Source organism: Streptomyces sp. NBC_00289, from assembly GCF_041435115.1.
Lineage (GTDB): Bacteria > Actinomycetota > Actinomycetes > Streptomycetales > Streptomycetaceae > Streptomyces.
This window is the reverse complement of sequence record NZ_CP108046.1, coordinates 5614711-5629258: the sequence shown is the minus strand read 5'-3', so window position 1 is coordinate 5629258 and position 14548 is coordinate 5614711. Positions and strand designations below refer to the sequence as shown.

Here is a 14548-nt window from a genome sequence, read left to right as displayed (position 1 = left end):
ACTCAGCCACTCCGGCACCCGTCAGCCCGTACGGCACCCATCAGCCCGTACGGCACCCACCAGCCGGCCCGGCACCCATCAGCCCGTCCGGCGTTTGAGGACGAGGCCGTTCAGGCCGACGGGGGGCCAGGGGCGCAGCCCCGGAAAGGCGCGCCACGCACGACCCGCACCGGCCGCCCGCCGAAACCGAGGCACCCGCCGAAACAAAGGCACCCGCCAAAACCAACGCACCCGCCAAGACAGGGCGACCTAGGAGTGCCCCAACTCCGCCGCATCCCCGTCGGAGACATCCGGTACGGACCCCGAGTCCGCCGCCGGCCGCAGCGGGAAGGGATCGATCCGCGTCTCGTCGAGCCGAGGCGGCGGCGGCTGCGGCGGCTTCGGCATGACGGCCGCTTCGGAGTGACCGCCGCAGCCGTACGCCAGGGAGACGACACGGCCGTCGGCCGGGGCGAACTCGTTGGCGCAGACACCGAAGGCCTGCCCCAGGGATCCGCCGATCGGCGTGAGGAAGGCACAGCTGACGCAGGACGCGGGGGCGGCTTGGGCCATCGGGGTCTTGGCGCCGTACGCCTCCTCCCAGCGGTCCGCGGCGGCGTGCAGCCCGTAGCGGGACAGGACCCTCGCGCGCCGCATGCCGAGTTCCTCGGCGACCGCGGCGATCGAGCCGCGCGCGGGGGCGCCGCGGAAGTCCGCCGGGGGGCCCTGCGTGAGTTCCGCGTCCTCGGCCTCGGCCAGCTCGGCCAGTTCCTCCGAGACGACGGAGTTCGGCGGCGGCTCGTCCTCGCCGGTGTAGCCGGGCTCCAGACGGAGATCGTCGGCGTCCGTCGGAAGGAGGTCGCCGGGGCCCATGTCGCCGGGGCGCAGTCGTTCGCTCCACGGCACCCACTCGGGTGCCAGCAGGGCGTCCGGTCCGGGCAGCAGCACCACCTCGTCGAGCGTGACGAGCTTGGCGCGTGAGGCGCGGGCCACCGTCACGGCCCAGCGCCAGCCTCGGTACCCGAAGTCCTTGCACTCGAAGAAGTGCGTGACAACCCGGTCGCCGTCGGCCTGGAGTCCGGTGTGCTCGCCGACGACTCCGGGTGCGGCTGCCTCCTCGGCTGCTTCACGGGCGAGGTCGACGGCCTCGGCGCACAGGCGGTCGGTGGTGCGGCTTCGCGTTGTCGCTGCGCTCACAGGTATCGCTTCTCTCCTACGCCGTCTCTCGGGTGCGTCTGCCTTTGGCGGCGGGGCGGACGGAGCGGACCGGAGGACCGCGTCGACGTCCGCGCCCGCTCGCACTCGGGCGCACCTGTACCACCCATTCTGCGGGATGGCTGAGATACGCACGCTACCTGTTCACCGGCGCTCGGCCTACACCGGAGGTTGTTCTTCGGCGCTTCGCGCCCATGTTTTCCGGCCCACCCGCCGGACCCGGCCGGTCGAGAAGTGCACGGCCATACGCGCGGTAACCGCACTACCAATGCCTTTCTCGGGGCACTATGACGTCGTGGCAGCCGCGAGGACACCCCCAGGAGCCACCGGAGTCGGTGGGGTCAAGGGCAGCAGTCGAGGTGGCGGTTCGGGCCGGTTGAGAGGGTCCGTCCGCTCCGTCGGCCGTGCCCTGCACTTCCCGGTGACGGGCCCGGCCCGCGGTATCCGCAAGGCGACGCACGCCCACGGCGCGGGCGAGTCCGGCCTCGGCAAGCTGATCGAACTCCACGGCGTGAACGGCGCCGGCGACGTCATGATCACCGTGGCGCTCGCCTCCACGGTCTTCTTCTCGGTCCCGACCGACGAGGCCCGCGGGCGCGTCGCGCTCTACCTGGCGATCACCATGGCGCCCTTCACGGTCCTCGCCCCGGTCATCGGCCCTCTTCTCGACCGGCTCCCGCACGGCCGCCGGGCGGCGATGGCGGGCGCGATGCTCGCCCGGGCGCTGCTCGCGCTGATCATCTCCGGAGCGGTCGCCAGCGGCAGCCTGGAGCTGTATCCGGCGGCGCTGGGAGTGCTGGTGGCCTCGAAGGCGTACGGGGTGGTCAGAAGCGCCGTGGTGCCCCGGCTCCTGCCGCCGGGCTTCTCGCTGGTGAAGGCGAACTCGCGGGTCACACTCGGCGGCCTCCTCGCGACCGGTATCGCGGCGCCCGTCGCGGCCGGGCTGCAGTCCCTCGGTTCCCGCTGGCCGCTCTACGGCGCCTTCGTGATCTTCATCGCGGGGATGTTCCTGTCCTTCTCGCTGCCGCCGAAGGTCGACTCGTCCAAGGGCGAGGACATCGCGCTGCTCGCCGCCGACGAGGAACATCTGCACGGGCCGCACCTGCATCCGGTCAAGCGCCCCGGGCTGCGTACGGTCGGTACGGCCGTCACCCACGCCCTCGGCGCCAACGCCACCCTGCGCTGCCTCTCCGGATTCCTGATCTTCTATCTGGCCTTCCTGCTGCGGGAGCATCCGCTGACCGGCGAGAGCGCGGCGGTGTCGCTGGGCATAGTGGGCGTCGCGGCGGGCGTGGGCAACGCGCTCGGTACGGCGGTCGGGGCGTGGCTGCGGCGCGCGCCGGAGATCATCATCGTGGCGGTCGTGGCGTTCGTGCTGGGCGCGGCGATCACGGCGGCGATCTTCTTCGGCGCGTTCCTGGTGGCGTGTCTGGCGGCGATCGCCGGGTTCGCGCAGGCGCTCGCCAAGCTGTCGCTGGACGCGCTGATCCAGCGGGACGTGCCCGAGCTGGTGCGCACGTCGGCGTTCGCCCGCTCGGAGACCCTGCTGCAGGTGGCCTGGGTGTTCGGCGGCGCGATCGGCATCGTGCTGCCGCTGAACGGCACGCTCGGGATGTCCGTGGCCGCCGCGATCGTCGCCGCAGGCTGGGTCAGCACGGCCCGCGGTCTGCTGGCCTCGGCCCGGCGCGGGGGCGCCGGACAGCCGCGGGTGGCGTAACGAACGGGGCTCGCCGCACCCCGCGTAGGGGGACGGCCGGACGTGCCCGATAGCCTTCGCCCATGACCACGCTGCCCCGCGGCGAAGCCGCTGATGTACACCGGGCTGTGCGACGCCGCCGCGTCGTCGCCGCCGCCGGCGCCGTTGCCGCCGGACTGCTCGTCCTGTCGGCCTGCGACAAGCCGACGCCGCGCGCCACCGTGACGGTCGGCAAGAACTCCGTGAGCGCCGAGGCCGCCTGCTACGACGACGGTGCGAACCTCGGCAAGGCGGAGGCCACGAAGTGCGCCCTGAAGAAGTCGTCGCACTCGATCGAGGTGCCGCAGAGCGAGACCCTGCGCATCGGCGTCGACCAGACGGTCAAGGACACCGGCTGGGCCCTGTGGATCAACGGCCAGCAGGTCACCAACCCGTACAAGAAGTCGTACTACTCCTTCGACGGTGTCGACCTCTTCGCCGACCAGCAGGGCCAGGCCGCGCCGAAGCAGCTGTACATCAGCGTCGTCGAGCAGAACAAGGCCGGCACGGTGTTCAAGGGCGTGTGGAACTTCAAGCTCGTGAACGCGGAAGCCTGATCCACGGACGGGCCCCGATCACTCCATGCGCATCCTCGTAGCCACCGCGGTCCCCGTCGAGCGGGACGCGGTGGCTCGCGCGTTTCACGGCCCGGGGCGTGAGGTCCGGCTGCCGGGGGTGACCCTGCACCGGCTGCCGGACGGCGGCCCCGACCTGGTGGCCGCCGGTGTCGGCCCCGCCCTCGCCGCCGCCTCCGTCTCCGCCGCCCTCACCGCCGCGGCACTGGACGGCGCCCCCTACGACCTGGCCGTCTCCGCCGGCATCGGCGGCGGCTTCGCGCCCGGCGCGCCTCTCGGGTCGCTCGTGGTCGCCGACGAGATCACCGCGGCCGACCTGGGCGCCGAGACGGCCGACGGCTTCCTGCCGGTGACCGAACTCGGCTTCGGGACCGTCACCCACCGTCCACCCGAAACACTCGTACGAGGTGTCGCGGCGGCTACCGGAGCGCGCGCCGGCACCGTCCTCACGGTGTCCACCGTCACCGGTACGGCCGCCCGCGCCGACGCGCTCCTGGCCCGGCACCCGCGCGCCCTCGCCGAGGCCATGGAGGGCTTCGGTGTCGCCGAGGCCGCCGCCGCACACGGTGTGCCGGTGCTGGAGATCCGCGCCGTCTCCAACCCGGTCGGCCCGCGTGACCGCGCCGCCTGGCGCATCGGCGACGCCCTCACGGCCCTGACGGACGCCTTCGGGAAGCTCGCGCCCGCACTCGAGAGTTGGAACCCACATGACCCCTCACACGACCGCCGCCACTGAGCGTCCGCGGAACCTGCGGATGGCGTACTCCCCCTGCCCGAACGACACCTTCGTCTTCGAGGCCCTGGCCCACGGCCGCGTCGCGGGCGCGCCCGCGTTCGACGTGACCTTCGCGGACATCGACATCACCAACGGCATGGCCGAGCGCGGCGAGTTCGACGTGCTGAAGGTGTCGTACGCCGTGCTGCCGTACGTCCTCGACGAGTACGCGCTGCTGCCCTGCGGCGGCGCGCTGGGCCGGGGCTGCGGGCCGCTCGTGCTGACCCGGGAGGCGGGCACCGACCTCACCGGCCGGACCGTCGCCGTGCCGAGCGAGAGGTCGACGGCCTATCTGCTGTTCCGGCTGTGGGCGGCGGACACGGTGCCGGAAGGGGTCGGCGAGATCGTGGTCATGCCGTTCCACGAGATCATGCCCGCCGTACGGGACGGCAAGGTCGACGCGGGACTCGTCATCCACGAGGCACGCTTCACGTACCAGAACTACGGGCTGCACAAGCTCGCCGACATGGGCGAGCACTGGGAGAACACGACCGGGCTCCCCATCCCGCTGGGCGCGATCATCGCCCGCCGGTCCCTGGGCGCCGAGACCCTGACGCTGCTCGCCGAGTCGATCCGTACGTCCGTGGAGGCGGCCTGGGACGACCCCGCGGTCTCCCGCCCCTACGTCATGGAGCACGCCCAGGAGATGGACCCGGCCGTCGCCGACCAGCACATCGGGCTGTACGTCAACGAATTCACCGCCGCCCTCGGCGAGGACGGCTACGCGGCGGTACGGGGGCTGCTCACCCGCGCGGCGGCCGAGGGACTGGTACCGCCCCTCGGCCCGGACGCGCTTGCCTTCCCCTGAGCCCGTACGGCGGGGCCGGCCCTACACGTCCAGTTGGTCGGCGACCGCGCGGAGCAGACCCGCGATCTTCGCTCCGGAGGCCTTGTCGGGGTAACGGCCCTTCTCGAGCATCGGCGTGATGTTCTCCAGGAGGGTCGTCAAATCCTGGACAATGGACGCGAGTTCGTCGGGCTTTCTGCGGGTCGCGGCCGCGACGGACGGGGTCGGGTCGAGAATGATGACCGAAAGCGCCTGGTCACCGCGCTGACCGGCGACCACTCCGAACTCCACCCGCTGGCCCGGCTTGAGCATCTCGACTCCGGCGGGGAGGACCGAGGAATGGACGAAGACGTCACCGCCGTCGTCGCGGGAGAGAAAGCCGAAGCCCTTCTCGCTGTTGAACCACTTGACCTTGCCGGTAGGCACGTCTGTCCTCGTCCTCGTACTCGTCGGAAAACTGCTTCTTGAACGGCTCTTGATAGCGCTGCGGCGGGCCTCCCGGACCCGCCGGTACCAAGGCTAATGGTCTTCAGGCCGGTGACAAGACGTCGCCCGGCTGTTCCTTCGGGCAGGGAACTACCCTGGTCGGGTGCGTGACAAAACCCAAACGAATTCCTCCGGACCCGGTGACCGACTGATCCGCGCCGGAGTTGTCGTGTTCTTCGTCGGCGCGGTGGCCACACTGGTCACCGTGGCCCCGCTGTTGCTCGATACGACGCCTTTCCCCACATACATGTTCGGACTGAGCATGCTGATGGGCGTGGGCTTCCTGCTGGCCGGTGCGGGAGTACTGAAGTCGGTCGCGGCGGGACGCCGTCAGGCGCGGGCCGGAGGGTAGGGCAGGCCCGCGAAGACCGACAGCCAGTCCGGGAACTCCGCGAGGTCGCCGAGGACGACGTCCGCGCCCGCCGTGCGCAGTTCCTCGGGGCTGCACGGGCCGGTGGCCACGGTGACCGCGAGGGCGCCGGCCGTGCGGGCGCCGCGTACGTCCCCGACGTGGTCGCCGACGTACACACCCGCCCCGTGCTCGCGCAGCGCCACCGCCTTCTGCTCCGCCCACAGGTCGCCGACGACCGCGTCGGGCTCGATGCCCAGGTACTCCAGGTGGAGCTCGGCGTTCGGCTGGTGCTTGGCGGTGACGACCACCGCCCGCCCGCCGGCCGCCCGTACGGCCTCGATCGCCTCGCGGGCGCCCCGCATCGCCGTCGTGGGCGTGATGGCGATCGCCGGGTACATCGAACGGTAGAGGTCGGCCATGGCCGCGACCTCCTCCCCCGGAAACCAGTTGACCAGCTCCTCCGCGAGCGGCGGCCCGAGCCGCGTGACCGCCAGATCGGCGTCGATGTACGTCCCGGTCCGCTCGGCGAGCGCCAGATAACAGGCACGGATGCCGGGCCGGGAATCAATGAGAGTCATATCGAGATCGAAGCCGACGGTCAGCACGGAAGAGGTCATGCGAGCCATTGTGCCGACTCGATGCGACGTACACGTGTCCCCGGGCCCCCAGCCCCGGGTCACGGTCGGCGAGCCGCGATGGGCGGGGCGCCGGGGGCGGGCGCCGGTGCCTTGAGCCCCTGTGCCCCGGGGCACGGGGCACAGCGCACGGGGCCACACGGCACGGTCGGCGGGGCCGCCATGGGCGGGAGCCTGGGGCGGCGTGACGGACCTGCGGGGCCGCTGTTCGAGGGGGCGCCGGCGGAGAGGTGCCCGGGTCTCGGGCGCCTGGGCGCCCAGGGGTCGTGTCCTCGGGTATCCGAGGGCTCAGCCGCGGCGCTGTGAGCGCCAGGTCAGGAACAGGGCTGATGTCACTGCCGCGCCGCGGATCACCCAGGGCCAGGTCTGGGAGACCGCGTCGTTCATGTGGCCCTGGGCGACCGGGTCGCCCCAGCGGCCCTCGGTTCTGCCCCAGAGCCAGACCAGGCCGGCCGCCGCCGCCAGGCCGGGCAGGAAGACGACGGCCCACTTGGTCTCGGTCTGGGTCAGCCGTCGTGAGGCGTAGGCGATCAGCCAGCCGACCAGCAGGACCAGGAGGTTGCCGAGCACGGCGCCCGCGACGAGGAGGCCGGCGGCGAGCAGGAGCAGGGGGTTGTTCCAGCCGGCGCGGGTGGCGGGGGCGGCGGACGTCCGGGCGCGGCGGGCGCGTAGGGGCAGCAGGCGGCGGCGCCGGGTGGCCGGGGCCTCCACGACGGGCTCCGCCGCCTGCTCGACGACCGGCACCGCCTCCTTCGCGGCCGTCTCCTCCGTGTCCCTGGCCGGCGGCGGCTTGAGGAGTTCCGGGATCTCCACCCCGCCGACGAACCCCGGCACGCTGTCCCCGAGCCCGAACGGGCTGCTGTCCACCCGCCACCAGTCCGGCTGCCGCGTGCCGTCGCCGAGTTCGTGCGCGCTCGCGAGATGCGGCGGGGAGGGCGCGTCGGAGGCCGCCGGGGCCGGCGGCGTGGAGGGGCGGGGCCGCGGGACCATCCGGCGCAGGCCCTTGGGCCGCTCGGTCTCCTCCGGTTCGCGGTCGCGCTGTACGGGCACGGCGGCGGCCGGGGTCTGCGGCGCGCCGCCGGTGCCGCCCGCGGCCGCGACGACCTCGTCGGGGCTGCCGATCCGGTCGAGGATGCGGCGGACGGCCGCGGGACTGTCGACGGGTGTCTTGGCGCGACGCCGGTCGATCTCGTTGCGCAGTTCCGAGACGAGCCGCATGCGGGTGCCGGACGGCAGCTGCCGCTGCTGCGCCACGTCTCCGACGCGGCTCAGATACTCGTAGACGACCTGGTCGCTCTCGATACCCACGAAGTCCCCTCCGGGGCCGGTGCGTTGGATACCCCGTTGGACGAAGGTAGCGCAGGTCAGCATCTCCGAGCCCGTCCGCCGCCGGGTGGCGGGGCGGTTCGGGCCCGTGCGGGTCCGGGACGCGGCGCCCGCACGGGCCCGCACGCTCGGGCCGGCCGCGGGGGGTGACCCGCTACCGTGGGGCGGATGAGCAACCCGGCATCCCCGCCCCGCTCCCTCGCGGAAGCGCTCCGCGCACGGGACGACGCGGCCCTGGCCGTCCTCTTGCGCGCCCGCCCCGACCTCATCACGCCCGTCCCCACGGATCTCACGCAGCTCGCGACCCGCGCCGGCACCCGTGCCTCCGTCGTCCGGGCTTTGGAGCGGCTGGACCGTTTCGCGCTGCAGACGGCGGAGGCCCTGGCCGTCGCCGCGGACCCGGCGCCGTACGCGGAGCTGCTCGGGCTGATGGCCGGGGACGAGGGCGACCCGGCCGTCGGCGTCGCGCTGCCGCGGGCGCTGGCGACGCTGCGCGAGCAGGCTCTGGTGTGGGGTGACGACGAGCGGCTGCGGCTCGTGCGCACCGCGCGGGAACTGCTCGCCCCCTCGCCGCAGCACCCGTCTCCGACGGGGCTGGGTCCCACGGTCGCGGAGGCCACCGCGGGCATGTCTCCCGGCCGTATCCAGGAGATCGTCGCCGCGGCGGGGCTGGCGTCGACCCACGACTCGGTCTCGGCCGTGGGGGCGCTCGCCGGTCTGTTCCGGGACCGGGCCCGGATGGCGGCGCTGCTGGCGGAGATGCCGGAGGAGTCCCGGGAGGTGCTGTCCCGGCTGGTGTGGGGCCCGCCGTACGGGCAGGTCACCGCGGAACCCGCGGCCCATCTGCGGCGGCTCCTGGACCGCGGGCTGCTGCTGCCGACGGCGCCCGGCACGGTCGTACTGCCGCGGGAGGTGGCGCTGCATCTGCGCGGCGGTCGCGCGCACCGCGCCGCCGAGCCGGTCCCGCCCGTGGTCGAGGCCGCCGCCACGCACCGTCCACAGGTTGTGGACGCGGCGGCGGCCGGGCAGGCCTACACGGCGCTGGCGACCGTCGAGGAGCTGCTCAAGGACTGGGACGAGGGCGGTCCGGCGGTGCTGCGGGCCGGTGGGCTGAGCGTCCGCGACCTCAAGCGCACGGCCGTCGCCCTCGACGTTTCCGAGCCCGTCGCCGCCTTCTGGGTCGAACTCGCCTACGCGGCGGGACTGTTGGCCTCGGACGGGGAGGCGGACGAGCGGTACGCGGCGACCCCCGCGTACGACGAGTGGCTGGAGCAGCCGCCGGCGCGGCGCTGGGCGCGGCTGGCCGAGGTGTGGCTGACGGCGACCCGGACGTCCGGGGTGGTCGGCGGCCGCGACATGAAGGAGCGCACGCTGTCGGCGCTCGGCCCGGGTCTGGACCGTTCGGCGGCCCCGGAGGTACGACACCGGGTGCTGACCCTGCTTGCCGGGCTGGCGGAAGGGGTCTCCCCGTCCGCCGAGTCGGTCCTCGCCCGGCTGCGCTGGGAGCGCCCGCTGCGCGGCCCGCAGCAGGGCGAGGACCTGCGTGTCCGGCTCGCGCGGTGGACGCTGTCCGAGGCGGAGCTGCTGGGTGTCACCGGCCGGGGCGCGCTGTCGGCGCACGGCCGGGCCCTGCTCGGGGCGCCCTCGCCGAAGTCCCCGGCGGAGGTGCCGGAGGGGCGGTCCGGGGAGCCGAGGGGAAGGGGCGCCGAGCCGACGGGACCGGGCGACAAGCTGCCCGTGCACCACGTCTCCGGAGACAGGTCGCCGACGTCCGCCGCGTCCGGCGACCAGCCGCCCGCGCACCCCGTCGGGACCGGGCTGCACGCCGCGCCGGCCGCCCTGGAGCCGCTGTCCGCCGTCGAGCAGGTGACCGCCTCCGCGGCCGCCGCCCGGCTGCTCGCCCCGCTGCTGCCGGAGCCCCTGGACCACGTCCTGCTCCAGGCGGACCTGACGGCGGTGGCGCCGGGCCCGCTGCGGCGTCCGCTGGCCGACGTGCTGGACGTCCTCGCCGACGTCGAGTCGAAGGGCGGGGCCACGGTCTACCGGTTCACGCCCGGCTCGGTACGCCGGGCCCTGGACGCCGGCCGGTCCGCCTCCGACCTGCACGCCTTCCTCAACGCCCACTCCCGTACGCCGGTCCCGCAGCCGCTCGCCTATCTGATCGACGACGTCGCCCGCAGGCACGGGCACCTGCGCGTCGGCGCGGCCTCGGCGTACGTGCGCTGCGACGACGACGCGCAGCTCAGCGAGATCCTCGCCGACAAGCGTGCCGCCGGCCTGGGCCTGCGCCGGCTCGCCCCCACGGTCCTCGCCGCCCAGGCCGACCCGGCCACGCTGCTCGAGGGACTGCGCGCGATGGGCTTCGCGCCGGCCGCGGAGTCCGCCGAGGGCGATGTGCTGATCGCCCGCGCGCACGCCCACCGGACCCCGCCGCGCACGGCCCCGGAGCCGGTACCGGAGGGCCCGCGGGTGCCCGACGCGACGCTGCTGTCCGCCGCGATCCGCGCCGTCCGGGCGGGCGACCTCGCCGCGACCACCCCCCGCAGACCCACCGCCGCCCCGGTGACGGGCGGGGAGCTCCCCCGCACCAGCTCCGCCGAGACCCTCGCCACCATGCAGGCCGCCGTCCTCACCGGCGAGTCCCTGTGGATCGGCTACGTCAACGCCGAGGGCGCCGCCAGCCAGCGCGTCATCGCCCCGGTCCGGGTCGAGGGCGGCTTCGTCACGGCGTACGACCACACCGCGGACGAGGTGCGGACGTACCCGCTGCACCGCGTCACGGGGGTCGCGGAGCTGGCCGACGACCAGCTGTGATCGTCGGCCGGTAGGGCACACTGGACGTTTGGCCGTGCGTAGGCACGCCGGTTCATGCAGCTCCGTGCAGAAAGGCAGCCGCGCGTGAATGGTCCACTCATCGTCCATACGATCAGGCGTGATGCACATACTAAGGGATAGGTCCGAGCTGTGGAGTGGTCTACCTGGTCAGTGTGGTTGCGCAGGCCCGCTTAGGGAGACCATCGACGTCGTCACAGAGCGGACGGGAGGTCTGCCTTGGATGGGTAACGGTGATCACTGACAAGCCGTCACCACGCTGCGCGGCCTGCCTGCGAGCCGGGAGTCCGGCCATCGGTCTAAGGCAAAGGACAGCGGTGGGACCGGACCGCGTACGCCTTCCAGGGCACCGCCGGCTTCAGAAGCGCCGCGCGGTTGGCAGCGTCCGAGCCTGCAACCTCCTGACCCGTAGGATCGGGCACCGTGTTGGACAGGTGGTTGGCCTTCTCCCATGCTGAGCGCTAACCGTGGTGAGGGACAGCCATGATTTGGCTGCTGTCGCCGTCAACTCCAACCCTGGTCGAGCGTGCCCTCGCAGCCGGGGTGCCCTTCACCTACTTCCTGGCCGACGAGCTCTACGGCGGCTCGCGGTCCCTGCGTGCCTGGCTGGAAGACCACCAGGTCCGCTACGTGATGGCGGTCCCGAAGAACGAGGTGCTGCCGCTGTCCGACGGCCGTACCCAAGAGGCGCGGCAACTGTGGGCGAGGGTTCCCCAGCCAGACGCTGATGGAGCGCCGCTCGTGCGGTGCGCGGACGGGGCCAAGGGGCCGCACCCCTACGACTTCGCCGTCGTCGATCTGGCCGACGCCCCCGCCGGATTGAAGCGGACCCTGCTGATCCGGCGCTCCACCGTGCCGAACAAGGAGAACAAGACGTGGCTGAGGGTGTACCAGTTACCCAGCTACGCTCCCGAGCTCAACCCCACCGAAGGCGTCTGGTCCCTGCTCAAGCGGTCGATCGCCAACTTCGTCGCAGCCGACCTCAACAGCCTCACCCGCATCGTCAAGCGCAAGCTCAAGAAGATCCAATACCGCCCCGAACTGATCGACGGCTGCCTCGCCGAGACCGGACTGACCATGGAGCTCACCAAGATCAGCCCGCCAGACACTGTCAGTTCAACCTGAGTACCGCCAACGAGAACACTCACGGTGACAACACCGGCTGTAGTACCAGGCCGGATCAGTCGGCCAACTTTCACCACTCCCTTGTATGGACTCTTTGCGGGAGCGTCATGCTGCCGAAGTCCGTCTCCAACGGCTTCCGCCGCAGCTTGGAGACGCTATGGACTTGGGGATACCTCCCTGAAAGCTGCATCCGGGAGCCTTTTTCACTTGTACGGCCTGCGGGTGAGCGTCGGTGAAGTGTTGACGGTGGCGTGCCGAACGGGGCATCCCGTTGGTTTGGAGAGTCGCCAGACATAACCTTCACCTGCGGAGATGCCCCGTGTTCTCCTATCCTGCCGGATGCGATGTCGATCCGGAGCTCCTGGAGCTGGTCACGATGGTGATCGCGTCCTGTGAAGCCGGCCGGCGCTGCAGACTGCGTCCGTACGACCGGGCCCGGTGCACCCTGGTCTACCTGCGCAAGCACGACACCCTCGAACAGATCGCCGCAGGCTTCGGCATCAGCACGGCCACCGCCTGGCGCTACGTGAACCACACGATCGGGCAACTTGCGGAGCACGCTCCGTCGTTGACCGAGGCGCTCACCAGTCATCACACGGACGGCTACGTGCTGCTGGATGGCACCGTCGCGGAGACCGACCGGGTCCAGGCGCCGGGGCACTTCTCCGGCAAGGTCCGCCGCGAGGGCGTGAATCTGCAGGTCATTGCGGCAGAAGAGGGCAAACTGCTGTGGATGTCACCCGCCCTTCCGGGCGGCACCCACGATGTGACGGCCGCCCGCGAGCACGCCATCGTCGACACCTGCGCGCGACTGGACCTCGAGATCCTCGCGGACAAAGGGTACGTCGGGGCCGGCGGCACTGTGATCACCCCGATCAAACGACGGCCCGGAACTGAACTGCCCGACAAGCACAAGACGTCGAACAAGGTCCACGCCGCACTGCGTGCTCCCGTCGAGCGAACCATCTCCCGGATCAAGCAGTGGCGGATCTTCCGGCATGCCCGCGTCAGTCCGAACAGACTCACGTCAGTAGCTGCCGCGATCCTCACCCTCATGATCTACACGTGAAAAAGGCTCCGGGAGGCTCCAGCAGCGCAATTTGAGAGCCGACCAGCAGATATCACTCTGTGCAATAGGGTCTATCAGGATTCAGGTGTGGTTCGTCTGTTTGGCCTACAGGTTTTTCGGTGGGCTGGTCGGCCTACACTCGTCCGGCGGTAAGGCGGCCGTCGAAGAGAACGTCGAACTCGTTCAAAGCGCTTTTCCAGCGGTTGTTCCAGCGCTGGCGGCCGCGGCCGGTGGGGTCGAGTGCGAGGGTGGCGAGGTAGAGGCGTTTCAAGGCGGCGGTCTCGTTGGGGAAGTGTCCGCAGGCCTGGGCCGCGCGCCGGTAGCGGGCGTTGAGGGACTCGATCGCGTTCGTGGTGTAGACGACCTGCCGGATCGCGTCGGGCAGACCGAGGAAGGGCACGAATTCGCTCCAGGCCCGCTCCCAGGTCCCGGCGATCGACGGATAGCGCTTGCCCCACTTGTCGTCGAAGTCGGTCAGCCGTGCCCGGGCCTCGTCCTCGTTGACAGCGGTGTAGACGGGCTTGAGGTCGCGTGCGACGTCGGCCCAGTCGCGGCGTGAGGCATACCGCAGACTCGCGCGCAGGAGATGAACCACGCAAGTCTGCACCACAGTCCGGGGCCAGACGGCGTTCACCGCGTCGGGCAGGGCGCTGAGCCCGTCGCAGACCAGCATCAGCACATCACGGACGCCTCTGTTCTTGATCTCGGTGAGCACCGTCTGCCAGTACTTGGCGCCCTCGCCGCCGTCGCCGGCCCACAGGCCGAGGATCTCGCGGTAGCCGTCGGCGGTGACCGCGATGGCCACGTAGATGGGCCGGTTGGCGACATGACCGTCTCGGATCTTGACGTGCACGGCATCGATGAAGACGACCGGGTAGACCGCGTCGAGCGGGCGGGTGCGCCATTCCGCCATCGATTCCAGGGCCTTGTCGGTGATCGTGGAGATGGTCTCCTTCGTTGTCGTCATCCCGTACGTCTGGGCGAGATGGGAGACGATCTCGCCGGAGGTCAGGCCCTTTGCGGTCAGCGAGATCACCAGGTCGTCCAACGCACCAGTGCGGCGGGCGTACTTGGGCAGCAGCCGGGGCTGGAAGGTGCCCAGACGGTCTCGCGGGATCTGCACCGTGACGGCGCCGACCTCCGTCATCACCTTCTTGCTCCGGTAGCCGTTGCGGGTGTTGCCGCCCGAGCGCGACCCGCGCCCGCCGACGCGGCCGACCCCGTCGGCCAGGTGCTGGTCCATCTCTGCTTCCAGCGCGGACTGCATCAGGTGCTGAGCGAGCTCGGGCAGCAGGCCGCCCTCGCCCATCAGCCGCAGTCCCTCTCCGCGGACCTTCTCGGCCGCGAGCGCGGCCAGCTCCTCCAGCAGCTCACTGGACAGACCATTCTGCGACACCGGCATCGACTTCACGTCGGCACCCTCGACGCCACCGCCGACCTCGGCAAGCGACACGCCCTCCACGGTCTCGATCAGGTGACCAGTCGTCGTACTCATCAGGCTCACTCCTTCGGGGAGATCCACACCTGATTCATGACACTCCCGTGCAATATGACGCTACTCGGCGTTACCGTCGAATGTGAGACAGAGCCGTTCTTCTTACGGTCCACCTAAAGTCATGACACTCCCGCCTACTGGTGTGGTGTGAGTGGGGTTTGC

Annotated in this window: 13 protein-coding genes; 8 read left to right on the top strand and 5 right to left on the bottom strand. The window is 71.7% G+C overall.

Annotation, left to right across the window (positions count from 1 at the left end; translation table 11 throughout):
* Nucleotides 1–249: 249 nt before the first annotated feature.
* Nucleotides 250–1176 (bottom strand): DUF3027 domain-containing protein, encoded by a 927-nt coding sequence (locus tag OG985_RS25575; RefSeq protein WP_371670667.1) that lies wholly within the window; start codon nt 1174–1176, stop codon nt 250–252.
* Between the two features lie 313 nt (nt 1177–1489).
* On the opposite strand from OG985_RS25575, the gene OG985_RS25570 reads away from it, so the two are divergent.
* The 4 genes from OG985_RS25570 to OG985_RS25555 all read left to right on the top strand — a co-directional run bounded on the left by OG985_RS25570 (nt 1490) and on the right by OG985_RS25555 (nt 5087).
* Nucleotides 1490–2911: an MFS transporter gene (locus OG985_RS25570; RefSeq protein ID WP_371670666.1), complete on the top strand. Its 1422-nt coding sequence runs from the start codon at nt 1490–1492 to the stop codon at nt 2909–2911.
* Nucleotides 2912–2973: 62 nt separating this feature from the next.
* Complete coding sequence (locus OG985_RS25565) at nt 2974–3486, top strand: hypothetical protein (RefSeq protein WP_371670665.1); 513 nt, start codon at nt 2974–2976, stop codon at nt 3484–3486.
* 25 nt (nt 3487–3511) lie between these two features.
* Nucleotides 3512–4240, top strand: a complete 729-nt coding sequence (locus OG985_RS25560; RefSeq protein ID WP_371670664.1) for a futalosine hydrolase — start codon at nt 3512–3514, stop codon at nt 4238–4240.
* Nucleotides 4212–5087 carry a 1,4-dihydroxy-6-naphthoate synthase gene (locus OG985_RS25555; protein WP_371670663.1) on the top strand — a complete coding sequence of 292 codons (876 nt, stop codon included), beginning with the start codon at nt 4212–4214 and terminating at the stop codon, nt 5085–5087. The genes OG985_RS25560 and OG985_RS25555 overlap by 29 nt, the downstream gene beginning before the upstream one ends.
* Before the next feature lie 21 nt (nt 5088–5108).
* Here the strand turns inward: OG985_RS25555 and OG985_RS25550 are convergent, their stop codons facing one another.
* Entirely contained in the window at nt 5109–5492 is a 384-nt protein-coding gene (locus OG985_RS25550; RefSeq protein ID WP_371670662.1) for a cold-shock protein, read from the bottom strand.
* Between the two features lie 163 nt (nt 5493–5655).
* On the opposite strand from OG985_RS25550, the gene OG985_RS25545 reads away from it, so the two are divergent.
* Nucleotides 5656–5904, top strand: a complete 249-nt coding sequence (locus tag OG985_RS25545; RefSeq protein WP_371670661.1) for a hypothetical protein — start codon at nt 5656–5658, stop codon at nt 5902–5904.
* On the opposite strand, the gene OG985_RS25540 is transcribed toward OG985_RS25545, so the two are convergent.
* Together OG985_RS25540 and OG985_RS25535 are read right to left on the bottom strand one after the other, a co-directional pair.
* Nucleotides 5883–6530: an HAD family hydrolase gene (locus tag OG985_RS25540; protein WP_371670660.1), complete on the bottom strand. Its 648-nt coding sequence runs from the start codon at nt 6528–6530 to the stop codon at nt 5883–5885. The genes OG985_RS25545 and OG985_RS25540 overlap by 22 nt on opposite strands.
* 297 nt (nt 6531–6827) lie before the next feature.
* Nucleotides 6828–7847, bottom strand: coding sequence for a hypothetical protein (locus tag OG985_RS25535; RefSeq protein ID WP_371670659.1), 1020 nt, complete (start codon nt 7845–7847; stop codon nt 6828–6830).
* 186 nt (nt 7848–8033) lie between these two features.
* On the opposite strand from OG985_RS25535, the gene OG985_RS25530 reads away from it, so the two are divergent.
* From OG985_RS25530 to OG985_RS25520, 3 genes are all read left to right on the top strand, one after another.
* Nucleotides 8034–10679 (top strand): helicase-associated domain-containing protein, encoded by a 2646-nt coding sequence (locus tag OG985_RS25530; protein WP_371670658.1) that lies wholly within the window; start codon nt 8034–8036, stop codon nt 10677–10679.
* Nucleotides 10680–11180: 501 nt separating this feature from the next.
* The gene (locus OG985_RS25525) at nt 11181–11822 is read left to right on the top strand and encodes a transposase (protein ID WP_371670657.1); all 642 of its coding nucleotides are present in this window, start codon (nt 11181–11183) and stop codon (nt 11820–11822) included.
* Between the two features lie 319 nt (nt 11823–12141).
* A complete protein-coding gene (locus tag OG985_RS25520; protein ID WP_331718606.1) occupies nt 12142–12891 on the top strand; it encodes a transposase family protein in 750 nt (249 codons plus the stop codon).
* Between the two features lie 133 nt (nt 12892–13024).
* Here the strand turns inward: OG985_RS25520 and OG985_RS25515 are convergent, their stop codons facing one another.
* On the bottom strand, nt 13025–14293 hold the full coding sequence (locus tag OG985_RS25515) for an IS256 family transposase (protein WP_331718661.1): 1269 nt from the start codon (nt 14291–14293) through the stop codon (nt 13025–13027).
* Between the last annotated feature and the right edge of the window lie 255 nt (nt 14294–14548).